The organism is Hymenobacter coalescens (assembly GCF_054783195.1).
Genome location: NZ_BAAGRA010000003.1, coordinates 122,735 through 146,081 on the forward strand (window position 1 = coordinate 122,735; position 23,347 = coordinate 146,081).

12 protein-coding genes are annotated in these 23,347 nt (G+C 65.2%); 7 read left to right on the forward strand and 5 right to left on the reverse strand.

Annotated features, from left to right (window positions below):
- Positions 1-49: 49 nt before the first annotated feature.
- The 5 genes from ACYVKQ_RS02680 to ACYVKQ_RS02700 all read right to left on the reverse strand — a co-directional run bounded on the left by ACYVKQ_RS02680 (position 50) and on the right by ACYVKQ_RS02700 (position 7,329).
- Entirely contained in the window at positions 50-841 is a 792-nt protein-coding gene (locus tag ACYVKQ_RS02680) for a (Fe-S)-binding protein (protein ID WP_460575350.1), read from the reverse strand.
- Positions 842-939: 98 nt separating this feature from the next.
- Positions 940-2,268 (reverse strand): FGGY-family carbohydrate kinase, encoded by a 1,329-nt coding sequence (locus ACYVKQ_RS02685; RefSeq protein ID WP_460575352.1) that lies wholly within the window; start codon positions 2,266-2,268, stop codon positions 940-942.
- A gap of 10 nt (positions 2,269-2,278) precedes the next feature.
- Complete coding sequence (locus tag ACYVKQ_RS02690) at positions 2,279-3,559, reverse strand: TIM barrel protein (protein WP_460575354.1); 1,281 nt, start codon at positions 3,557-3,559, stop codon at positions 2,279-2,281.
- 277 nt (positions 3,560-3,836) lie between these two features.
- Positions 3,837-4,850: a GntR family transcriptional regulator gene (locus ACYVKQ_RS02695; protein ID WP_460575356.1), complete on the reverse strand. Its 1,014-nt coding sequence runs from the start codon at positions 4,848-4,850 to the stop codon at positions 3,837-3,839.
- 370 nt (positions 4,851-5,220) lie between these two features.
- A complete protein-coding gene (locus tag ACYVKQ_RS02700; protein WP_460575358.1) occupies positions 5,221-7,329 on the reverse strand; it encodes a bifunctional aldolase/short-chain dehydrogenase in 2,109 nt (702 codons plus the stop codon).
- A 229-nt stretch (positions 7,330-7,558) separates the two neighbouring features.
- Between ACYVKQ_RS02700 and rhaT the strand changes: the two genes are divergently transcribed.
- The 7 genes from rhaT to ACYVKQ_RS02735 all read left to right on the forward strand — a co-directional run bounded on the left by rhaT (position 7,559) and on the right by ACYVKQ_RS02735 (position 23,157).
- The gene (gene rhaT / locus ACYVKQ_RS02705; protein WP_460575360.1) at positions 7,559-8,692 is read left to right on the forward strand and encodes an L-rhamnose/proton symporter RhaT; all 1,134 of its coding nucleotides are present in this window, start codon (positions 7,559-7,561) and stop codon (positions 8,690-8,692) included.
- Between the two features lie 611 nt (positions 8,693-9,303).
- Positions 9,304-12,528 carry a SusC/RagA family TonB-linked outer membrane protein gene (locus ACYVKQ_RS02710; RefSeq protein ID WP_460575362.1) on the forward strand — a complete coding sequence of 1,075 codons (3,225 nt, stop codon included), beginning with the start codon at positions 9,304-9,306 and terminating at the stop codon, positions 12,526-12,528.
- A 103-nt stretch (positions 12,529-12,631) separates the two neighbouring features.
- Positions 12,632-14,140 carry a RagB/SusD family nutrient uptake outer membrane protein gene (locus ACYVKQ_RS02715; protein ID WP_460575364.1) on the forward strand — a complete coding sequence of 503 codons (1,509 nt, stop codon included), beginning with the start codon at positions 12,632-12,634 and terminating at the stop codon, positions 14,138-14,140.
- Between the two features lie 107 nt (positions 14,141-14,247).
- Positions 14,248-17,625, forward strand: a complete 3,378-nt coding sequence (locus ACYVKQ_RS02720) for a DUF4450 domain-containing protein (protein WP_460575366.1) — start codon at positions 14,248-14,250, stop codon at positions 17,623-17,625.
- 122 nt (positions 17,626-17,747) lie between these two features.
- Positions 17,748-19,895, forward strand: a complete 2,148-nt coding sequence (locus ACYVKQ_RS02725) for a hypothetical protein (RefSeq protein WP_460575368.1) — start codon at positions 17,748-17,750, stop codon at positions 19,893-19,895.
- 173 nt (positions 19,896-20,068) lie between these two features.
- Entirely contained in the window at positions 20,069-21,730 is a 1,662-nt protein-coding gene (locus ACYVKQ_RS02730) for a glycoside hydrolase family 28 protein (RefSeq protein WP_460575370.1), read from the forward strand.
- Between the two features lie 215 nt (positions 21,731-21,945).
- Complete coding sequence (locus ACYVKQ_RS02735; RefSeq protein WP_460575372.1) at positions 21,946-23,157, forward strand: glycoside hydrolase family 88/105 protein; 1,212 nt, start codon at positions 21,946-21,948, stop codon at positions 23,155-23,157.
- The last annotated feature ends 190 nt before the right edge of the window (positions 23,158-23,347 follow it).

The window sequence follows — 23,347 nt, forward strand, 5'->3', positions numbered from 1 at the left end:
CGGCTTTAGCTACGCTGACCTCCGGTTAGAGTCGTACTACCACTATGCGTTACAGCGCGGCCACCGCGCCGGGCACGAAAGTCGAAACCGACGGGCTGGGCTGTTGCAGCGCCTCGTTCAGAATCTCGGCCGCGTGCATGACGCGCATGGGCAGCTGCCGGCGCCGCACGATGCCCTCCAGGTGCATCAGGCACGACATGTCGCCGCCGGTGAGCACCTCCGTACCGTTGCGCACGTGGTCGGCCACGCGGTCCTGGCCCATGCGCGCCGACACGGCTTCCTCCGTGATGCAAAACGTGCCGCCGAAGCCGCAGCACTCGTCGTTGCGCGTCAGCTCGGTCAGCGTCAGGCCGTCCACCGAGCGCAGCAGGCGGCTCAGCTGCCCGTCGCGCACCGGCGTCATCTCCGATTCGTTGGCCTGGTGCAGCCCGCGCTGCCCGTGGCAGCTCAGGTGCAGCCCCACTTGGTGCGGAAAGCGGCCCGGCAGCTCCGTCACGCCCAGCACCGTGGTGATGAAGTCGAACAGGTCGTAGGTCGACTGGCGCACGTGCTGCACGGCGGCGGTCTGCTCCACCACATCGTAGTGCTTGCGCACGTGGTACACGCAGCTGCCCGAGGGCGCCACCACGTAGTCGCAGCCCGCGAAGGTGCGCGCGAAGTGCTGGTACACCGGCTTGGCGTCCTGCTCGCAGCCGGTGTTGGCCATGGGCTGCCCGCAGCAGGTTTGCTGCAGCGGAAAATCAGCCCGCACGCCCAGCTTTTCCAGCAGTTGGTAAGTCGCAATGCCCACCCGCGGGTAAAACTGGTCGACGTAGCACGGAATAAACAGGCCTACTTTCATGGGAAAGCAGTTGTCGGTTGTTGGTTGTCGGTTGTTAGTTCGTTCTGGCAAATCGAGAGAACAGACTGACAACTCACAGCCGACAACTGACAACCAATTTAGGTAAACAACAGCTGCGTTTTGGTCCAGGCTTCGCCCTGCTCCAGGTGCGTGAGGGCGCCCAGCGCGGTGGCCTGCGGCACCTCCAGGGTGCGGATATCGGCCTGGGGAAAATTCCAGCTCAGCACCTGCATAAACAGCGGGTTGCGGGCGAAACCGCCGTCGACGTAGATGATCCGCTCGTCCTGGTGCACCAGCTTGATGGACTCGGTCAGAATGTCCATCAGCCCGTGGATGAGGTGGTGGTAGGCCTCGCCAGCCGTTTTGAAGGCCGACAGGTCCCACTCCTGCACCGGCGCCTCGGGGAAGGGGCCCGTGCCGGCCATGCACCACGGCCGGAAGCGCTCCGAGGCCTCGTCGTAGGGCCGCGCCAGCACGATGCTGTGGTAGAAGTCGGGCTTGACGTGGAAGTGGTTGGCAATGCGCTGTACCTGGTAGTCGTGCTCGCGGCCGAAGAACACGCGCGCGGCCTTGGTCATGCGGCCCTTCGGCGAAAGGAAGCTCAGGCAGTCGCGGCGCAGCAGCTCGGGCGTGAGCGGCTGGTCGTTGAAGGGGTTCAGCGTGATGGCCCAGGTGCCCGTAGAGACGAGCAGGAACGGGTCGGCGCACTCCAGCAGGTAGGGCAGCACGGCCGCGGAGGAGTCGTGCAGGCCCACGCCCACCAGGATGCCGTCGACCACGGTGGCCACTGAATCCTGGGTCAGGGGCGCCAGCTTGTCGTCGATGCCCTCGCGGTACACCCAGTCGTGGTAGCGGTTCTGGCGAAAGTCCCAGAGGCCGGTGTGGCAGCCCACGGAAGTGTAGTCGCTGAAGGCCTCGCCTGTGATGAGGTAGGAGAGGTACTGCGGCAGGTGCAGCGAGGTGCGAATGCGCGAAAACTGCTGCGGCTTGGCGTGCTTCAGCCAGTACAGCTGCAGGCCCGAGTTGAGCATGCCCAGCTGCGGCGAGCAGGTAGCGGCCGCAAACTCCTGCGGCGACTGGTCCAGCTCGTCGTAGAATCGCTCCAGCCACTGCTCCGGCAGGGGCTTGAGGTAGTTGTAAAGCGGGAGCACGGCCTGGCCGTTGGCGCCCAAATGCACGAAGCTGGCCCCGTACGACGTGAAGTTCACGCCCTTCACGGAGTAGTGCGGGTTCTGGCGCAGCGCGTGCCAGTGGTCCTGCACCCACTGGGTCAGGCGGGCCAGGCTTTCGCAGGGGAAGCCGTCGTCGTCGACGGTTTCCACGCACACGTGCTGCTTTTCCTCGATTATCTGCCGGTCCTCGTCGAAGAGGATGACCTTCTTGTTGGTCTTGCCCACGTCGAAGACGGCGTAGATGGTCTTTTTCATACGAGTTGGCTTACAGGCCGGTCGACAGGCTGAGCTTGCCGCGTTGCTGGACAAGTTGTTCGCGAATGCGCTGCGTGCGGTACGCCGCCACGGGCTCGAGGGCGCCGCCGGCCTGGCGGTACGCCTCCTGCACCAGGGGCCGCACGTCGGTCAGGAAGGCGTCGCGCAGCAGCTCCTCGGCGCGCACCACGTCGTTTTGCTGCTGCAGCTCGCCGAGGGTGGCGCGGTCCACCAGTAGGGCCTTGGCGTAGGCGCCGAGGATGTTGTCGACCGACTGCAGCAGGTCTTCCAGCGGGTCTTTCGTGTTATGGCTCGCGTCGATCATGTAGGCCACGGCCGGGTTGTGCACGGCCGCGTCCTGGGTTCCGTCCACCAGCTCGTTGAAGATGAGGAAGAGCTGGAAGGGCTTCATGCTGCCGGTGGTCAGGTCGTCGTCGCCGTACATGGAGCCGTTGAAGTGGAAGCCGCCGAGGCGCCCGAAGTGCAGCAAACGGCCCACGATCTGCTCGATGTTGGTGTTGGGCAGGTGGTGGCCCAAATCCACGAGTACCTGCGCCTGCTGGCCCAACTGCTGGCACAAGGAGTAAGAAGTGCCCCAGTCGGGGATGATCATCGAGTAAAAATTCGGCTCGTAGGGCTTGTACTCGATGAGCATGGTCCAGTCGGAGGGCAGGGCCTCGTAGATGGCCGCCAACGACTCCTGGGTGCGCTGGTAGGCGCGGCGGAAATGCTGCTGCCCGGGGAAGTTGGAGCCGTCGGCCAGCCACACGGTGTGCGTTTTGGCGCCGAGCTGCTCGCCGTAGCGCACGCACTCGATGTTGTGCTGAATGGCCTGCTCGCGTACCCCTTGCTCGGTGTGGCACAGGGAGCCAAACTTGTAGGAATACGCCTGCTCTTTCTGGTCCTGGAACGTGTTGGAGTTGACCGAGTCAATCACCAGCCCGCTCTGCTGCAGGCGCTGCTGAATGGCGGCCACGTCGGAGGGAATGTCCCAGGGAATGTGCAACGAAATGGCGTTGGAGGAGCCGTTGAGCTGGTTGAGCACGCCGATGTCCTGGATTTTTTCCTCCAGGTTGCGCGGCTCGCCGCCCAGCGGAAAGCGCCCGAAGCGCGTGCCGCCCGTGCCCAGCGCCCAGCTCGGAATGGCCACCTGAAACCGCACCAGCTGCTGAATAACCGCCTGCGCGTCGAGGCCGCGGCGGGCCAGCAGGTCGCTGAGGAAACCGAGGCGCAGCTGGTGCTCGTCCTGCAGCGGCTGATTGAGGTCGTGGATGCGTTGGGCGTCGATCATGGTCGGGCAAGGAGTAACGACGGCGCGGCGGGCTGAGTGAGTAGTCACCGCGCGTCGGGTGGGACATGGCAAAGCGTAAGCAAAGTAGCGGCGCCGCCGGCCGGAACTGTTCTGAACTCTCCTGCTACCGGTGCGAATGCGCAGAGAAAGGTTGCGCGCAAGGGGCCGTGCCGGCCATGGGCCAGGGTTCCGCAAACAAGAACGTCCTGCGAAGTGCCAACGAACCAACGGTTGTCGGCGCTCCGCAGGACGGCTGGCGTCGGGTGTGCCCGACGCGCTACAGCGAGCCGCGCCGGATGGTGTAGAAGGGGTTCTTCACCTTCTCGCGGCGACCCTGCAGCAGCAGCTCGGCCGCGGTCTGGCCCATAGCCTCGAAGTCGGTGGAAATGACGGTGATGCCCAGCAGCTCCTTCAGGGTGCTGGTATTGAACGAGAGGATGCCGATTTCGCGGCCCAGCAGGAAGGGCGTCTGGCGCACCTTCTTGATGAGCTCGGCCAGGTCGGTGGTTTCCACCACCACGTAGGCCGTGCCGGCCTCCAGCACCTCGTTCATGGCGTGCTCCTTGATGGCGAATTCCTTCCCGTTTTTGGCGCAGAAGGTGCGGAAGCCCCAGGCAATTTCCACCGGGTAGTTGTTGCCCACGCTCGGCAGCACCAGCACCAGCCGGTGGTACTTGGCCAGCAAATCCTGCACGCCTTCCAAGGCCCCGAAAATGTCCTTGTCGAAATCCTGGAATACGCTCAGGCAGGGGTGTTTCAGGTCGGGAATATCCTTGTCGAGCAGCACCAGCTCTCCGGCCGGAATAGAGTTCAGAATGGTTTTGTAGTCAGCTTTATCCAGGTCCTGGGTAAAGTGCGGCATGATGACGTAATGATTATACTTGCCGAGGCTTTTTTCCATGATATCCTGGAATAAGCTGGCGCTGTAATGGTGAATTTGTAAATCCACGGATGCCCGGTCGCCGAGCGCATTCAAAAACGCGTAATAAATAATTTTTTTATAGGAGCTTAATTTATTAAACACGAGCAGGATTTTTAGCTTGCTCGCGTCGGTGGCCTGCACGTAATAGCCTTTGCCCTGCACCGAAGTAATGAAGCCGCGGGCGCGCAGCTCGCGGTAGGCCTTTTCCACGGTGTCGCGCGCCAGGTAGTACTCCGCGCTCAGCTCGCTGATGGAGGGCAGCTGGTCTTCGCGCTTAAGTACGCCGCGCTCGATGTCGGTAATTACCGACTGCACAATTTGCTTGTACTTTGGAGTCTTGTCAAAGGGCTTAAACTGCAGCTTATACATGCCAGAGGCGCAGGAGCAAGAGGTGGGGGCTCGAGCCAGCCGGGCGCGGAGCGGCCGGGGCAGCTGGCGCGCCCGCACTGCCGGGACAGTGCAGGGGTGGCGCAGAGCTGGGCGACCCGGGTGGAAGGAGGTCAGCGACAGACAAAACTTAGCAAATTCGGCGGACTCCAAGAAGCCAAAGGCTTAATTATTTGCGCAAACGATGCCGGGAACGTTGTCAGAATGGAATAATTGAAACGATAAAATATAATTGTTCAGTAAAGAAAAAATAGAGCCACTCCAAAAAAAATAAATAAGCCGGCTCAGCGAGCCGGCTTATTTATTTTCTCTCTTGCGCAACAAGGAATTGCGCTGGTTCCCCAGGTGGCGATTAGCGCACGAAAGCCATGGCCACGCCGCCGTCCACGTTGAGCACGTTGCCGGTGGACTTGCTCAGCGAGCCGTCGACGAACACGAGCACCGCCTTGGCAATGTCCTCGGCCAGCACTTCCTCGCCCAGCAGGGTGCGCTTGGCGTAGTGAGCTGGCAGGTCTTCTACCGACACGCCGTAGGCCTTGGCGCGGCCGGCGGCCCAGTCGCCTTCCCAGATCTTGCTGCCGCGCAGCACGGCGTCGGGATTGACGGTGTTGACGCGGATTTTATCCGGGCCGAGCTCGGCCGCCAGCAGGCGCGACATGTGCAGCTGGGCGGCTTTGGCCGTGCCGTAGGCCACGTTGTTGGGGCCAGCCACCAGCCCGTTCTTGCTGGCTATGTTCACCACGTCGCCGCCGAGCTGCTGCTGGCGCAGGGTTTCCACGGCCTGCTGCGTCACCAGGAACTGGCCCTTCACGAGCACGTCGTTCAGGATGTCCCAATCGGCCTGCGTGGTTTCAGCCAGCGGCTTGCTGATCGAGAGGCCGGCGCAGTTCACCACGATATCGACGCCGCCGAACTGCAGGATGCCCTGGCGCAGCGCCTCGCCGATGCCCTCGGCGCTGGTCACGTCGATGGGCGCGGTTAGGGCGTTGTCCTTGCCGTAGTGCTGGCGCAGCTCCTGCTGGGTTTCTTCCAGCCGGTCGCGGTCAGCGGCTACCACGCAGGCGCCATTTTGCAGCAATACCTCGCAGATGGCCTTGCCGATGCCGCCGGTGCCGCCCGTCACGAAGGCCACTTGGCCGGACAGCGACTTGGGCTTGGGCATGCGCTGCAGCTTGGCTTCTTCGAGCAGCCAGTATTCGATGTCAAACGCCTCCTGCTCGGGCAGGCCCTGGTACTCCGATACGGCCTCGGCGCCCTTCATCACGTTGATGGCGTTGGTGTAGAACTCCGCGGCCACGCGGGCGGTCTGCTTGTCCTTGGCGAAGGCAAACATGCCCACGCCGGGCCACAGAATCACCACCGGGTTCGGGTCGCGGCGGGCGGGCGAGTTGGCGTGTTTGCTGCGCTCGTAGTAGGCGGTATAGTCCTGGCGGTAGGCCTCAAACTGCTCCTGCAGGTACTCCTTCACCGCGGGCAGCGGCTGGTGCATCTGGGCCGGGTCGAGCACCAGCGGGCGGATCTTGGTGCGCAGGAAGTGGTCGGGGCAGGAGGTGCCCAGGCGCGCCAGGCGCGGCAAATCGTGCGAGTTGACGAACTCGAGCACGCGGGCATCGTCGGTGAAGTGGCCGAGCATGCGGCGGTGGCCCGAGGCCAGGCCGCGCAGCGTGGGCATCACCGTGGCGGCGTGGCGGCGGCGGGTGGCCGCGTCGGGGCCGTTCTGCAGTTTGGTGCCGCCGAATACCGGGCGCTTCTGGCCGTAGTGGGCCTCGAGGTAGGCCGCGGCCTGCTCAATGACTTCCAGCGTGTTGATATACGAGTCGTAGCTCGTGTCGCCCCAGGTGAAGAGGCCGTGGCCGCCGAGGATGACGCCGCGCAGGCCGGGGTTGTTTTTTACCGTTTCCTCCAGCTTCAGGCCCAGGTCGAAGCCCGGCCGCTGCCAGGGCAGCCAAGCCATGGTGTCGCCCCAGATTTCGCGCATGATCCGCTCGCCGTCCTTGCTGGCCGCAATGGCGATGAGCGCGTCGGGGTGCAGGTGGTCGATGTGCTTAAAGGGCAGCAGCCCGTGCAGCGGCGTATCGATGCTGGGTGCGGCGCACTTCGGGTCGAACAGGCAGTGGTCGAACAGGGCCACCATCTCGTCTTCGAACTGCAGGCCACGGTAGCGCTGCTTCAGGGCGTGCAGCTTCTCCACGTAGAGGTTGGCGCAGCCGGCCTTGGTCAGCGTGCCGATGTCGCCGCCCGAGCCCTTCACCCACATCACCTCGGCGGGCTGCCCGGTGACGGGGTCCGTGGCGGTGATTTTGCAGGAAGTGTTGCCGCCGGCGTAGTTGGTCAGGCGCAAATCGGCGCCCAGCAGGTTCGAGCGGTACAGGAACAGGGCAACTTCGTCGCCGGCAAGCTCGGCCGCCCGGGCGTCGTCCCACAGGTAGCTGACGTGCTGAAAGGTGAGCGTTTTTTCCATATTACGCCTTGGTTGATGTCGCAGGGAAACGGTAGAGACTTTAGCTTTCGACAAAGTACGCCGCCGCTGCCGGCCCCCACATCCTGCACTCTCCTGCTCGCGCCCAAAAAAATGTGCGCATCGGCGGGCGGGCCTGGCCGGGTGAGTAAGCATTTACTCGTGTTCAGGAGGGAGCAGGAGAGTTGGGCGCCTGCTACGGGGCAGATTTGTTTAAAACCACAACACGCATATGGCTGTCATCTGGGGAGTAATACTGCACGCGCTGGGGGGCTTTGCTTCGGGAAGCTTCTACCTGCCCTACAAGAAAGTGAAAGGCTGGGCCTGGGAAAGCTACTGGCTCGTAGGCGGTATCGTCTCGTGGCTGATTGCCCCGCTGGTGCTCGGCTCGCTCACCGTGCCCGACCTGCTGGGAGTGCTGCGCGAGGCCAGCAGCTCCGACCTGTTCTGGGTGTACATCTGGGGCGTGCTCTGGGGCTTCGGCGGCCTCACCTTCGGGCTGGCCATGCGCTACCTGGGCCTGTCGCTGGGCATGGCCGTCACGCTGGGCCTGTGCGCCGTGTTCGGCACGGTGGTGCCCCCGCTCTGGAAAAGTGAGTTTGGCCAGCTGCTGGGCACGCCCTCGGGCCGCATGATTCTGATGGGGCTGGTGGTGTGCGTGGCGGGCATTCTGGTGTGCGGCGTGGCCGGCATGATGAAGGAAAGGTCGCTGACCGACGACCAGAAGAAAGCCACCATTGCCGAGTTTGACCTGCGCAAGGGTCTGATGGTGGCCGTGTTTTCGGGCATCATGAGCGCCTGCATGTCGTTTGGCCTGGAAGCCGGGCAGGGCATTGCCGACCTGGCCGTGCAGCACGGCGCCGACCCGCTCTATAAGAACAACGCCATTCTGGTGGTCATCCTGCTCGGCGGCCTGACCACCAACGGGCTGTGGTGCCTGTACCTGAACTTTAAAAATAAAACGTTCTCGGATTACACCAACATGACCGCGCCCGTGGCCCGCAATATCTTCTTTTGCGCCCTGGCCGGCCTCACTTGGTACCTGCAGTTCTTCTTCTACGGCATGGGCGACACCAAGCTCGGCGACTATCGTTTTTCGGGGTGGACACTACATATGGCTTTTATTATTACCTTCAGTTCGCTCTGGGGGCTGTACCTCCACGAGTGGCGGGGGGCCAACCGGCCCACCATGCGGACCGTGTCGCTGGGTATCCTGGCGGTGGTCTTGTCCACGGTGATTGTCGGCTACGGCAACTACCTTGGCTCGCAGGATTCGGCGGACGCAGCGCAAGCTGCCGAAACCGCTCGCCCACAGGCCCGTACCACCACCAACGCGCCCGCGCAGTCGTTGGTCGCTCAGCAGTAGGCCCTCCGGGCCGTCGAATGACAGTACATGCGCCGAACACCCTGAGTGAGTGAAGCAAAAGAGGTCAGCCCGCCCCGGCTGACCTCCTTTGTTTTGGGGCAGTCGGGGCCGCGCCCGGCGCGGGCGGAGCAGGACCCAAGTGGCGGGCATTGGCGCCGCTGCCGCCGGCCGGGCTGGTTGCGCCTTTCACGCCGTCGTGCCACGCCGCCCGGCCCACTCCCGCGGCTGCTCCGTGGGCGGCGCGTGCGGTTGGCGGCCGGACGGGCCCTGGCAGTGCCAGGCGGCCGCGCAAGCCCGGGCCTGAGAAGCCCTGCGGCCGCGGCAGGAGGGAGGCTGAGTGGGCCGAAAAGGGATGGTGCTTTCGGGTACTCTCCTGCCTGCCGAGGCCGCCCGGCAAAAATTTACTTTTGGCTATGTTCAGCGGGCTGAATGCCGGGCCTGTGCCAGGGCCGACGGCGCGGGCAAAGCACCGAAAAGTACCTCCGGCTTCCGGAAAAAAGTGAGTGCCCACGCACCAAACAGTACTCTACAGGACAGTTTCGGTGCGCCGTGGAAATAGTTTGGCTTCCGAATCGGACGTCTTCCCCACTCTTCTTCCCACGACACACACCATGAAAAAGTTTTACGCATGGCAACGGTATCAGCCGCAGGCAGCCTTGTCGCTGCTGCTGCTGGCCGTGCCGGGCCTGGCGCCCGTGCAGGAGGCCCACGCCACGGTTATTACCCCGGCCGAATGGCAGCTCACGGGTAAGGTCGTTTCGGCCAAAGGCGAAGGCCTGCCCGGCGTGACGGTGGCGCTGAAAGGCACCTCGCGCGGCATGACCACCGGCGTCGACGGCTCGTTTGCGCTGTCGGTGCCCGAAACGGCCGGCACGCTGGTCTTCAGCTTCGTGGGTTTTCAGACGGTGGAGCGCCAGTTCTCGGGTGCCCAGACGTTTACCATCACGCTGCAGGAAGACACCAAGGCGCTGGAAGAAGTAGTGGTGGTGGGCTACGGCACCCAGAAGAAGGCCGACGTGACCGGCGCCATTGCCACCTTCAACGCCGAGAAGCTGGAAGAGCGGCCCCTGGCCCGCGTGGACCAGGCGCTGGTGGGCCAGCTGGCCGGCGTGCAGGTAAAGCAAAACACGGGCGTGCCCGGCCGGGGCTTCTCGGTGCAGGTGCGCGGGGCGGGCTCCATCTCGGCCGGCAACGAGCCGCTGTACGTGCTCGACGGCTTTCCGCTCGATAACGTGAGCCAGAACGGCGGCGGCCGCTTCGCCAACGGCAGCCCGCTGGACAACATCAACCCCAACGACATCGAGAGCATTCAGGTGCTCAAGGACGCGGCCGCGGCCGCCATCTACGGCTCGCGCGCGGCCAACGGCGTGGTGATTATCACCACCAAGAAGGGCAAGACCGGCAAGCCGCAAATCACCTTCAATACCTACGCGGGCATCTCGCGCGCGGCCAAAAAGCTCGACCTGCTCAGCGGCGACGAGTGGACGGAGCGCGCCATTGAGATGATCAACGCCAACTGGGTGGCCTCGGGCCCGGGCCGCACCGCCAACCAGACGACGGCCGACCGCCGCCGCATCCTGAACCTGGCCCCGACGGCCATCAACAACTCGCTGCTCATCGACGACCGGTGGCTGATTCCGGGCCACCCGGGCCTGCAGTACGTGGACTGGCAGGACGAGGCCTTCCGCACCGGCCAGACCCAGAGCTACCAGGTGGCCGCCAGCGGCGCCGCCAACAACGTGAACTACTACATCTCGGGCAACTACACCAACCAAGAGGGCATGATGGTGGGCCTGGGCTACAAGCGCTACTCGGCCCGCGCCAACGTGGAGGTGAAGGCCTCCGACAAGCTGAAGTTCGGGGTGAACATGACGCCTTCGTACTCCGTCACGAAGGACCCGGGCATCGAGGGCAAGGACAACCGCCTGCACCAGCTCGTGTCGATGACGCCGGTGGTGGAAGACACGGCGGGCGTGAACACCGCCTACGGCAAAAACGAAGCCTACCGCTGGGGCGTGTCGACGGCCAGCCCGGTGCGCGTGATGGAAAACGCCATCGGCGAAACCAAGTCGTTCCGCACGCTGAGCACCGTCTTCGCCGAGTACGAAATCATCAAGGACCTGCGCTTCCGCACCACGCTGAACCTGGACAACAACGACGTGACGGCCAAGTCGTACGCGCCGCCGACGCGCACGCTGCCCACCTCGCTGGCCTCGGGCTCGTACAGCGGTTTCCGCCGCCAGACGTTCGTGAACGAGAACACGCTGACCTATAGCAAGGTCATTGCCGACAACCACGACTTCACGGTGCTGGCGGGCTACGCCTACAACACGTCGAAAATCGACAACGTGCGCCTCGGCGCCTCGGGCGGCTTCATCAACAACACGGTGACCACGCTGAACGCGGCCACCAACATCAACGGCACGGGCGCCAACAACACGACCGAGTCGAAGAACGTGCTGATTTCGTATTTCGGCCGCCTGCAGTACAGCTACCAGGGCAAGTACCTGCTGAGCACCAGCATCCGCCGCGACGGCTCCTCGCGCTTCGGCCAGGAAAACCAGTGGGGCGTGTTCCCGGCCGCTTCGGTGGGCTGGCGCATCTCGCAGGAGCCGTTCATGCAGAACGTACCCGGCCTGAGCGACCTGAAGCTGCGCGCCAGCATCGGCCTCTCCGGCAACAACTCCATCGGCGACTACAACAGCATCGCCACGCTCGGCTTCAACAACTACGCCTTCGGCGGCGCGCTGGCCACGGGCCAGGCCCCGAACCGGGTGGAAAACCCGCTGCTGCAGTGGGAAAAGAACCGCACCATCGACTTCGGCTTCGATGCGGGCCTGCTCAAGAACCGCATCTACGCCTCGTTCGACTACTACACCAAAACCAGCAAGGACCTGCTGCTGAACGTGCCCATCAACCTCGCCTCGGGCTTCGCCACGAACTTGGTGAACATCGGCGAGGTGGAGAACCGCGGCTGGGAAGTGGAGCTGACCACCCACAACCTGAACAACGCCCTGAGCTGGACGACCTCCATCAACTTCTCCCACAACCAGAACGAGGTAAAGCACCTCGGCCCCGGCGACGCGACCATTGAGGTGGCCTCGGTGACGGACCTGCCCAGCAACGTGCTGCAGGTGGGCCTGCCGATGTACAGCATCTACGTGGTGAAGCAGCAGGGCATTCTGACGCAGGCCGACATCGACGGCGGCGCGGCCCTGTTCGGCAACCAGTCGGCCGGCGACCCGCGCTACGAGGACTTCTCCGGCCCGAACGGCCGGCCCGACGGCAAAATCGACGCCTTCGACCGGCAGGTGGTGGGCCAGCCCAACCCCAAGTACACCTGGGGTATTACCAACACCTTGAAGTACAAAGGCTTCGACCTGAGCTTCCTGGTGCAAGGCCAGAACGGCGGCTACATCTACTCCATGCTGGGCCGGGCCATCGACCGCACCTCGGTGGGCTACCAGGAAAACGCCCTGGGCCACGTACGCGACCGGTGGCGCAGCCCCGAAGACCCCGGCAACGGCGTCAAGGGCAAGGCCAACGCCAAGTTCGGCTTCATCAAGAACACCGACTGGCTGTACTCCTCCGACTACTACCGCGTGCGCAACATCACCCTCGGCTACGACCTGGGGCGCATCGTGAGCAAGCGCGTGGCGCAGGGCGCCCGCCTGTACGTGACGGCCGAAAACTGGTTTGGCCACGACAAGTACTACGGCGGCTACAACCCCGACGCGGTGAACACCGACAACGGCAGCACCTTCACCTCGGGCGTGGACTACGGCGGACTGCCGCTGGCCAAGTCGCTGATCCTGGGCCTGAACGTGACTTTCTAAGCATCAAGAACAGAGGCCCCGGGCGTGAGGGGCAGGCAGCGGCCGACCGCGGCGGCGCCCCCGACTCAAGCCCTCCGGCTCACTACTTCTTCCCGACATTCCCATGAAAAAGATAACGCTGCTGCTGGCTACCGCGTGCCTGCTGGCCCTGGGCGCCTGCGAAAAAGACCTGAACCAGACGCCGATTTCCAACGGCTCGGTGCCCGACTTCTACAAAACCCCGCAGGACTTCGAGCAGGCCCTGACGGCCGTTTACAGCCAGCTGCGCGGCTACCCGAACCGCCAGCTGTTCCTCTCCGAGCTGCGCTCCGACAACATCTACGCCGCCAGCAGCCAGGGCGTGCGCGACTGGGACCCGATCAACAACTTCGCCACCGCCCTCTCGAGCAGCGCGTATATGACCGACTCCTGGGCCACGCCGTTCAACGCCATTTTCCGGGCCAACGTGTTCCTGGATCAGCTCGGTAAGAACGGCACGGTGGTGGGCGAAACGCTGCGCAAGCGCTACGAGGCCGAGGCCCGGTTCCTGCGCGCCTTCCACTACTTCGAGCTGGTGCGCACCTTCGGCAAGGTGCCCATCATCGACAAGCCGATGATTCCGCAGGAAGTGGCGCAGATTCCGCGCAGCCCCGTGGCCGACGTGTACACGCTCATCATGTCGGACCTCACGTTTGCCAAGGATAACCTGGCGCTCAATTACACCGGCACCAGCGTGGGCCGCGTGACCAGCGGCGCGGCCAAGGGCCTGCTGGCCCTGGTGCACCTCACGCGCTCGGGCCCCACCTACGGCATCGAGGGCCCGGGCCTGGGCCTGAACGAGTTCCGGCAGGCCTACGACCTGCTGCGCGAAGTGGAGACGAGCGGCCGCTACACCTTCGCCCGCAACACCGGCACGGCCACCACGGCCTACGCCAACATCTTCTCCTACACCAACGAGAACAACCCGGAGGTGGTGTTGGATGTGCAGTACATCGTGGGCCTGGGCGCCACCTTCCCCGGCATCTTCGTGCCCGATGCCTACTTCACGTCCCTGGGCATTCCGTTCGGCTCGCGCGGCATCGAAATCAAGCCCGTGTCGACCAACATGTACAACTCGTACCCCACCACGGACGTGCGCCGGGCCTTCAACATCCAGCTGGGCTACACCCAGGCCGGCGTAACCGACAACCGGCCGCTGCTCAAGAAGTGGATCAGCGCCGCCGGCCGCGGCACCGGCGACTCGGATTGGCCCATCAACTTCATCGTGATGCGCTACACCGACATCCTGCTGATGAAGGCCGAAGCCATCCTGCGCGGTGGCGTGGGCACCCCGGCCGAGGCCCTGACCATCGTGAACGACGTGCGCACCCGCGCCGGCATTCCCACGCTCACCAGCCTTACCCTCGACCAGCTGCTGGAGGAGCGCCGCCGCGAGTTTCTGGGCGAAGGCCTGCGCTGGCACGACCTGGTACGCACCGGCAAGGTGCTGGACGTGATGAACGCCTGGCTGCCCACCGAAGACACCCGCAACGCCATGCCGGAAAGCATCGGGCCGAACCACATCATCTACGCCCTGCCGCAAAACGAGCTGAGCGCCACCCCCGGCCTCTACGAGCAGAACCCCGGCTACTAAGCCCCTTCTTTGACACCGATGGAAAGCCCGGTTTTCGCCTTGTCCCGAAGGCGGAAATCGGGCTTCCTATCTTTTCGCGTTCCACCCACCGCGCCCCACCCCGGCTAATGGCTGAAAACCCCTTCCGGCTCACCCGCCGCCGCTTTTCTTTCCCGCTTTTCCCGCGCACCTGGGCAGGGCTGCTCGCCTGGGCCGCGTGCGCCCTGCCCGCGCCGGCCGCGCAGGCCCAGGCGCCGGCCCCGCCGCTCTGGCACGGGCAGGAGCGCACCCTGCGCTACCGCCCCGACGGGCAGGATTTTGTCATCGTCAACGGCGACCGGCGCTTTACCCGCGCGCTGTACGGCACCAACACGGCTTTCCGCGTGGAAACCGGCGACTTGCCCGAGTTTGCCCTGTACCTGCCCGGCATGGGCGGCAACCTTAAGTTTGGCCTGCTGGTGGGCGGGCAGAGCAAGTGGCTTACGCAGGCCGCCCGCATCGAGGCGCGCTACCGCCCGGGCGCCATGCTTTACGACATTCAGGACCCGCTGCTGGGCACGGGCACCCGGCTGCGCCTGACCGTGCTGGCCCAGGCCGACGCCGAGGGCGCGCTGGTGCGGGCCGAGCTGCAGGGCCCCACGCCGACGCCCGTGAGCCTGGTGTGGGCCTTCGGCGGCGCCACGGGCAAGAAGTTCAGCCGCGACGGCGACATCGGGGCCGACCCGGAATCCAGCTTTTACCTCAAGCCCGAGAACTGCCGCGACAACCAGGTGGAGCCGCGCGCCAACGCTTTCACCCTGTACTACGGCGCGGCCAAGGCCAGCGAGGCCCGCAAGCGGCTGATCGGCGTGGCCCCGCCAGCGGCGCAGATCAAAGTGGGCGACGCGGCCCAGCAAACCTCGCCGCAGCTGTTTTGGGAGGCGGCTGCCTCGGCAGCAGCGGCTCCAGCGGCCCCGGTGGCGGCCGGCCGAGTGCCGGTAGCGGCGGGCCGGGTCCTGTACTTCGCGGTGCAGAAGCCCGCCGACGGCGCGGCCGCCGCGCTGCGCTACGCCGACCTGCCGCGGGCCTTTGAGCGGGCCGAAGCCGCCCGCCGGCAGCTGGCCGGCCGCGTGCAGGTGCTGACGCCCGACGCGTACCTGAACACCCTGGGCGGGGCCCTGAGCGTGGCCGCCGACGCCATCTGGGAAGCTCCGTCGTACATGCACGGCGCGGTGGCTTGGCGCATGCGCCTCAACGGCTGGCGCGGCCCCTACGCCGCCGACCCGCTGGGCTGGCGCGACCGGGCCCAGACGCACTTTCGCGCCTACGCGCAGTCGCAGCTCACGCAGCCCGAAATCGGGCCGGTGGTGATGGACACGGCCCTGAACCTGGCCCGCTCGCAGGAAAAGCTGGGCACCAGCGTGTACTCCGAGGGCTACATCAGCCGCAACCCCGGCGGCGACTTCCGGCCCCACCACTACGACATGAACCTGGGCTTCATCGACCAGCTGCTGCGCCACCTGCGCTGGACCGGTGACCTAGCCTTTGCCCGCGAGATGTGGCCGGTGCTGCAGCGGCACCTGGCCTGGGAAAAGCGCAACTTCGACCGCGACAACGACGGCCTCTACGACGCCTACGCCGCCATCTGGGCTTCCGACGCGCTGCAGTACAGCGGCGGAGCCGTTACGCATTCCTCGGCCTATAACTACCTGGCCAACAAGCTGGCCGCCGAGTTGGCCGGGCTCCTGGGTCAGAACCCCGAGCCGTACTGGCAGGAAGCCGCCAAGATCCGGCAGGCCCTGAACGCCCGCCTGTGGATGCCCGCCCTCGGCTGGTACGCCGAGTACCAGGATGCGCTGGGCAGCCGGCAGCTGCACCCCGCCGCCGGCCTGTGGACCATCTACCACGCCCTGGATTCCGAAGTGGCCGACGCGCAGCAGGCCTACCAGGCCACGCGCTACCTGGATACCCAGCTGCCGCGCATTCCGGTGCGGGCCACGGGCCTGCCCGACGAAGGCTATTACCTGCTCTCGACCACCAACTGGCAGCCCTACGACTGGTCCATCAACAACGTGGCGCTGGCCGAGAACCTGCACGCCTCGCTGGCGTACTGGCAGGCCGGCCGCCCGGACGCGGCCTTCCGGCTCTGGAAAAGCGCCCTGCTCGAAAGCATGTACCTGGGCAGCAGCCCCGGCAACTTCCAGCAGGTCAGCTTCTACGACGCGCACCGCGGCGAGCTGTACCGCGACTTTGCCGACCCCATCGGCGTGGCGGCCCGCACGCTCGTGGAGGGCCTGTTCGGCATCCGGCCCGATGCCCTGCACGATACCCTGCTGGTGCGCCCGGGCCTGCCCGCCGCCTGGGATTCGGCCGCGCTGGTGGTGCCCGACGTCACCTTTCGCTTTCGGCGGCAGGGGCAGCGCGAGGTGTACCAGCTGACGCCGCGGCTGCCCAAGCGCCTGGCGCTGAAGCTGCAGGTACCCGCCCTGGCCACCGAAGTGGCGGCCGTGACGGTGAACGGCCAGCCCGCCGCTTGGCGCAACCTGGCGGGGGCGGTGGGCCAGCCGGTGATTGAAATCAGCAGCGCGCCGGCCGCGCAGTACGCGGTGGAAATCCGCTGGCAGGGCTCGGCGCCGACCTTCGCGGCGGCGGCCCCAACCGCGCCGCCGGCCAAGCGCCGCACGGCTTTCGAGCCGCAGCGCCAGGGTAGCCTGCAGTGGTGGGCCCCGCGGCACCTGGACGAAGCGCCGCCCGCGGCCGCCGCGGCCGCCGCCGCTACGCCCGTGGCCAAGCGCTGGGAGACGGTGGAGCTGACGCGCCACTTCAACGATGAGGTCAACCGGATTTTTCAGCCCAACAAGTACCTCGCGCCCCGGCCCGCGGGCCCCACGCTGCAGCTGCCCACCCAGGGTATCGGCAACTGGTGCTACCCGCTGATCATGGCCAATATCGATGATGCCGGGCTGCGCCGCCTGGCCGGCGCCAAAAACGAGATTCGGCTGCCGGCGGGCGTGCCGCTGCGCACGCCCGGCGCGGCCGGGGCCCGGAACGTGCTGTTCGTGTCGCAGTGGGACAACTACCCCGATGCGGCCACGGTGCCGCTGAAGGGCCGGGCCGCCCACGCGTACCTGCTCATGGCCGGCTCCACCAACCCCATGCAGAGCCAGCTCGACAACGGCGAGGTGGTGGTGCACTACACCGACGGCACGTCGGCCCGCCTCGCGCTGCGCAACCCCGACTCCTGGTGGCCCATCGAGCAGGATTACCTGGACGACGGCTTTGCCTTCCGCACCGGCGCCCCGCACCCGCTGCGCGTGCACCTGAAAACCGGCCGCCTGGTGCTGGGCAGCGAGTTCGACCAGTACACCAGCCTGAAAGGCTACAGCACCCGCGTCATCGACGGCGGCGCGGCCACGGTGCTGGACCTGCCCCTCGACCCGAAAAAGAAACTCAAAAGCCTCACCGTGCGCGCCCTGGCCAACGACGTGGTCATCGGCCTGATGAGCGTGACCCTGGCCCGGCAATAGCTTTCACTCGCCAGGGTAGCGCCGCCGCGCGGCGTCCGGCCGTTGGGCCGAACCCGCGGACGACCATCCTTGGCAACCATGATGGCGACGCGACGACGCGTTTCTGCATCCACCCCCTCCATATGTCCACCTCCCGCTTCCTTTTTCTCTCCCTACTCGGCCTCGGCGCCGCGGCTTTGCCCATGGCTGATGCGCTGGCCCAGGCCATCAACCGCCAGGCCGTGGTGGAGCGCCACAAAGTGCTGAACACCACCACCGATTCGCTGGCTTCGGTGAACGTCGGCAACGGGGCGTTTGCCATGACCGTCGACGTGACGGGGCTGCAAAGCTTCCCGGAGTACTACCAGAAGGGCGTGCCGCTGGGCACGCAGTCGGAGTGGGGCTGGCACCGCTTCCCGAACACCCAGAACTACCAGGTGGAGGAGGCCCAGCGCCAGTACGAGCTGAACGGCCGCAAAATCCCGTACACCGTGCAGGTGAAGGCGCCCGAGCGCAACAAGCAGGCGGTGGACTTTCTGCGCGCCAACCCGCACCGCCTGCAGCTGGGCAACCTGGGCTTCGTGCTGCTCAAAAAAGATGGCTCCCGCGCTACCATCAAAGACCTGCGCGACATCCGGCAGGAGCTGAACCCGTGGACCGGCGAAATCCGCAGCCACTTCGTGCTGGAAGGCACCGCGGTGAACGTGGTGACGGTGGGCCACCAGCAGCAGGACGCGGTGGCCGTGCAGGTGAAGTCGCCCCTGGTGAAGCAGCAGCGCCTGAAGGTGTTTTTGCGCCTGCCGTACCCCACGGCCGAGTGGAGCGACGAGGGGGTGAACTACAAGGATGCCGACAAGCACCAGTCGAAAATCGAGCAGGCGCAGGCCAAGTCCGCGGTAGTGACGCACCAGCTGGATAATGACCGGTACGCCGTGGCCCTGGGCTGGAGCGGCGACGCCCGGCTGACGGCCGGTGCGCAGCCCCACGAGTTTGTACTCACGCCGGGCAAGGCGCAGGACGTGCTGGAAGTCAGCGCCCGGTTTGCGCCCCAGAGCAAGGGCGCGCTGCCCAGCTTCGCCGAGGCCCAAAAAAGCAGCCAGGCCGGCTGGAAAAGCTTCTGGCAGAGCGGCGGCGCCATCGACTTCGGGGCCACCCCGGACCCGCGCGCCAAGGAGCTGGAGCGGCGCATGATCCTCTCGCAGTACCTGATCCGCAGCCAGGAGACGGGGCAGTTCCCGCCCCAAGAAACGGGGCTGGTGTACAACAGCTGGTTTGGCAAGCCTCACCTGGAAATGCACTACTGGCACGCCATGCACTACGGCCTGTGGGGCCGCACCGCGCTGCTGGAAAAAAGCCTCGACTGGTACCTGCGCCCCGAAATTGTGGCCGGGGCCAAGACCCTGGCCCAGCGCCAGGGCTTCGAAGGGCTGCGCTGGCAGAAAATGACCGACAACGAAGGCAAAGAAGCGCCGTCGTCGGTGGGCGCGTTTTTGATCTGGCAGCAGCCGCACTTCATTTACTTGGCCGAGCTGGTGCGCCGCCACGGCAACGCGGCCGCCCAGAAGAAGTACCAGGAGCTGGTGTTTGCCACCGCTGATTTCATGGCCTCGTACTCCTTCTACGAGAAGGACAAGGACCGCTACATCCTGGGCAAGGGCCTGATTCCGGCGCAGGAGCGCTTCAAGGCGGAGGAAACCTTCAACCCGACCTACGAGCTGGTGTACTGGCACTGGGCGCTGACCACGGCGCAAGAATGGCGCAAGCGGGCCGGTCTGCAGCCCAATCCCAAGTACGACCAGGTGCTCCAGAAGCTCTCCAAGCTGCCCGAAGCCAACGGCGTGTACCTGGCCACCGAAAGCGCCACCGACTCCTACACCAACCCCGAGTACAAAACCGACCACCCCTCGGTGCTCGGCGCGCTGGGCATGATGCCCGCGACGGGCCAGCAGGACGCGGCCACCATGCGCCGCACCTTCGACCTGGTGTGGAAGGACTGGAGCTGGGACAAAACCTGGGGCTGGGACTTCCCGATGACCTCCATGACCGCCACCCGCCTGGGCCTGCCCGACAAGGCGGTGGACGCGCTGCTGATGCCCATCAAAACCAACACCTACCTGCCCAACGGCCACAATTTCCAGGACGACCGGCTGCGCATCTACCTGCCCGGCAACGGCGGGCTGCTGGCCGCTGTGGCCCTGATGTGCGCCGGCTACGACGGCAGCAAAACCGCAAATCCTGGCATTCCGCAGGGCTGGACCGTGAAGTGGGAAGGCCTCAAGCCGATGCCCTAGCAGCACGACCCCGTCTCCCGGCTCCGCCGAAGCCGCCAGGCAGCCTGCCCGGCGTAAGCGAGGCATCTTTACCGCTTCATCCTCTGACTTCTCACAGGCTGCTCGAACTCAATCACCTCAGCCCATTCCACTGTCGGGAAAGGGCCGTGAGTTCCAGCTGCCAGCCTTGATCCATGACGAAATACCTCCCCATCCTTGCCCTGCTGACGCTGCCCGGCCTGCCGACCGCCGCGCAGTCCTTCGCCCCGAACCTGCCGAAGGTCAACCTGACCTCGTTTCGCGCCGACACCTTCGCCATCACCAAGTACGGCGCCGTGTCCGACGGACTCACGCCGAGCACTCAGGCCATTCAGCAGGCCATCGATGCCTGCGGGCAGGCCGGCGGGGGCGTGGTGCTGGTGCCGCGCGGCCACTGGCGCACGGCCGGCCTGGAGCTGCGCTCCAACGTGAACCTGCACCTGGCGCCCGGCGCCTTTGTGCAGTTCTCAAACAACCGCGCCGACTACAAGCTCATCAAAACCAACTGGGAAGGCCTCGCGGCCGTGCGCAACCAGGCGCTGATCTACGGGCAAAACCTGCAGAACGTGGGCATCACAGGCCACGGCATCCTCGACGGGGCCGGCGAGGCCTGGTGGATGGTGCAGAAGGCCCGCACCACCGAAGGCGAGTGGAAAAAGCTGGTGGCCTCGGGTGGGGTGCTAAACGAGAAGCAGGACCGGTGGTACCCTTCGGCGCAGTCGTTGGCGGGCACCAAGGTGAAGGAGGCCGGCGTCATCACCGAGGAGAAAAAGGAAATCAAGGACTTTGAGGACCTCAAGGACTACCTGCGGCCCGATTTTCTGGTGCTCGACCGCTGCCAGCGCCTGCTGCTGGAAGGCGTCACGTTTCAGAACTCGCCGGCCTGGACGCTGCACCCGATGATGAGCCAGGACGTGGTGGTGCGCAACGTGCGCGTGCTCAACGGCCCCTACACCCCCAACACCGACGCGCTGGACCTGGAATCGGTGAACCGCGCCCTGGTGGAAGGCTGCACCTTCGATGTGGGCGACGACGCCATCTGCATCAAATCGGGCCGTAACGAGCAGGGGCGGCAGCGCGCCATGCCCACCGAAAACATCCTGGTGCGCAACTGCACCGTGTACCGGGCCCACGGCGGCTTTGTCATCGGCTCGGAAATGTCGGGCGGGGCGCGCAACATCCACGCCCACAACCTGACCTTCATCGGCACCGACATCGGGCTGCGCTTCAAGACCACGCGCGGCCGCGGCGGCGTGGTGGAGGACATCTTCATCGAGAACGTGGACATGAAGGACATTCCCGGCGAGGCCCTGCTCTTCGACATGTACTACATGATCAAGGACCCCACGCCGCAGGTGGCGGGCTCCAAGGAGCGGCCCGTGTCGCCGGCCCAGCCGGTGGGGGGGGGCACCCCGCAGCTGCGCAAAATCAACATCCGCAACGTGACCTGCAACGGGGCCCGCACCGGCATCCTGGTGCGCGGCCTGCCGGAAATGGCCATCAAGGACATCAGCATCGAAAACGCCGTGCTGCAGAGCCAGAAGGGCCTTACCTGCATCGAGGCTGATAACATCCGGCTGAAAAACGTGACCTTGCTCACCCGCGACACCGACCCGGTGATGGAAGTGCACAACAGCCGCAACATCTCGCTCGACGGCATCCGGTACGCGCCGCAGGCCGCCGTGCTGCTGCGCGTGTCAGGCGCCGACAAGGCACAGGACGTCAAGCTCCGCAACACCGACGTGAGCCAGGCCAAGCTGGCGGTGGAGTACGGCTCGGGCGTGAAAAAGAAAGCCGTGAGCGTAGCCAAGCGCTAATCGGCTACCGCAACCGCTCAGCATCTCCCTTGTGGTAAACTAAGCTACCAATTGCTGCGGCTGATTATTGCCGAGCTTATCAAGTAGTACAGTTTACCGAGTAACGGGCCGATGCTTGCCGTAATGCGTACCCCAGCCGAAAAGCAGGCTTGGCTCTTCTAGTTGCTAGCCAAGCCGATCAACTAATTTTTGTGTCCTCGCCACTTCGCTTTCCTATGCGACTTTACCGTTTGCTTTTGCTACTGATCGGCTTGCTGGGCCTCAGCCAGGCGGGCCAGGCCCAGGCCCCGCCGGCCGCGCGGCCCTGGTCGCAGCGCATGGCCGATTCGTTTATGCGCTGGTACCCCGACTCGGTGCCGGCGGTGCGCAACAAGGCTGCCCGCTGGGGCTACGAGCACGGCCTGATGCTCAAGGCCCTGGAGCGCGTGTGGCAGCGCACCGGCGAGCGGCAGTACCTCGACTACATCGTGCGCACGATGGACCAGTCCATCGGGGCCGATGGCTCCATTCAGCGCTTCAAGCTGGAAGACTACAACCTCGACAACATCAACGCCGGGCGCACCTTGCTCACTCTGTACCAGCAACCCCAGCTGCCCCGCCGCGAGCTGTACCGCAAGGCCGCCGAAACCCTGCACCGGCAGCTAGAAGGCCAGCCCCGCACCCAGGAAGGCGGCTACTGGCACAAGAAGCGCTACACCAACGAAATGTGGCTCGACGGGCTGTACATGGCCGAGCCGTTTTCGGCGGAGTACGCCAAGCTGTTCAACCAGCCCCAGGATTTCGACCACGTGGCCCTGCAGTTTGCCCTGGTGGAAAAGCACATGGCAGACCCCAAAACCGGCCTGCTCTACCACGGCTGGGACGAGGCCAAAACCGAGCAGTGGGCCAACAAGCAGACCGGCCTTTCGCCCAACTTCTGGAGCCGCGGCATAGGCTGGTACGCCATGGCCCTCGTGGATGTGCTCGACTATTTCCCCAAAGACCACCCGAAACGGCAGAACCTCATCCAGTACCTGCAGCGCCTCGCGCCGGTGCTCACCCTGTACCAGGACCCTAAATCCGGCGGCTGGTGGCAAGTCACCGACCACGGAGGCCGGGCCGGCAACTACATCGAAACCTCCGGCACCTGCATGTTTGTGTACGCGCTGCAGAAGGGCGTACGCCTCGGCTACCTGGATAAAAAGTACGCCGCCTCGGCCCGCAAAGGCTACGAAGGCGTGCTCCGGCAGTTCGTAGCCGCGCAGCCCGACGGCACCCTGGCCCTGAACGGCACGGTGAGCGTGGGCGGCCTCGGCGGCTCGCCCTACCGCGACGGCAGCTACGAGTACTACCTCTCCGAGCCGCTCAAGCAAAACGACTTCAAGGGCGTCGGGCCGTTCATCATGGCCAGCGTGGAAATGGAAATGGCGGGCCAGAAAAGCCGCTAGCCGGAGTAGCCAAGCCCACCGGTCGAATCCAAAAAAGGCCGCCCCGAACAATCGGGGCGGCCTTTTTGCGGATTCGACCGGTGGGCAAGTGCCGCTTGGGCGCTTCTGGTTTTAAAGCGTGCTGGGCGCTTCTGGTTTTAGGTCATGCTGAGCTTGTCGAAGCATCTCTACCGCTTCATCAGATACTATT

Bases quoted from the DNA above. Each gene is read 5' to 3' on its own strand.
- ACYVKQ_RS02680 (WP_460575350.1), bottom strand. From the start codon at position 841: ATGAAAGTAGGCCTGTTTATTCCGTGCTACGTCGACCAGTTTTACCCG.
- ACYVKQ_RS02685 (WP_460575352.1), bottom strand. From the start codon at position 2,268: ATGAAAAAGACCATCTACGCCGTCTTCGACGTGGGCAAGACCAACAAG.
- ACYVKQ_RS02690 (WP_460575354.1), bottom strand. From the start codon at position 3,559: ATGATCGACGCCCAACGCATCCACGACCTCAATCAGCCGCTGCAGGAC.
- ACYVKQ_RS02695 (WP_460575356.1), bottom strand. From the start codon at position 4,850: ATGTATAAGCTGCAGTTTAAGCCCTTTGACAAGACTCCAAAGTACAAG.
- ACYVKQ_RS02700 (WP_460575358.1), bottom strand. From the start codon at position 7,329: ATGGAAAAAACGCTCACCTTTCAGCACGTCAGCTACCTGTGGGACGAC.
- rhaT (WP_460575360.1), top strand. From the start codon at position 7,559: ATGGCTGTCATCTGGGGAGTAATACTGCACGCGCTGGGGGGCTTTGCT.
- ACYVKQ_RS02710 (WP_460575362.1), top strand. From the start codon at position 9,304: ATGAAAAAGTTTTACGCATGGCAACGGTATCAGCCGCAGGCAGCCTTG.
- ACYVKQ_RS02715 (WP_460575364.1), top strand. From the start codon at position 12,632: ATGAAAAAGATAACGCTGCTGCTGGCTACCGCGTGCCTGCTGGCCCTG.
- ACYVKQ_RS02720 (WP_460575366.1), top strand. From the start codon at position 14,248: ATGGCTGAAAACCCCTTCCGGCTCACCCGCCGCCGCTTTTCTTTCCCG.
- ACYVKQ_RS02725 (WP_460575368.1), top strand. From the start codon at position 17,748: ATGTCCACCTCCCGCTTCCTTTTTCTCTCCCTACTCGGCCTCGGCGCC.
- ACYVKQ_RS02730 (WP_460575370.1), top strand. From the start codon at position 20,069: ATGACGAAATACCTCCCCATCCTTGCCCTGCTGACGCTGCCCGGCCTG.
- ACYVKQ_RS02735 (WP_460575372.1), top strand. From the start codon at position 21,946: ATGCGACTTTACCGTTTGCTTTTGCTACTGATCGGCTTGCTGGGCCTC.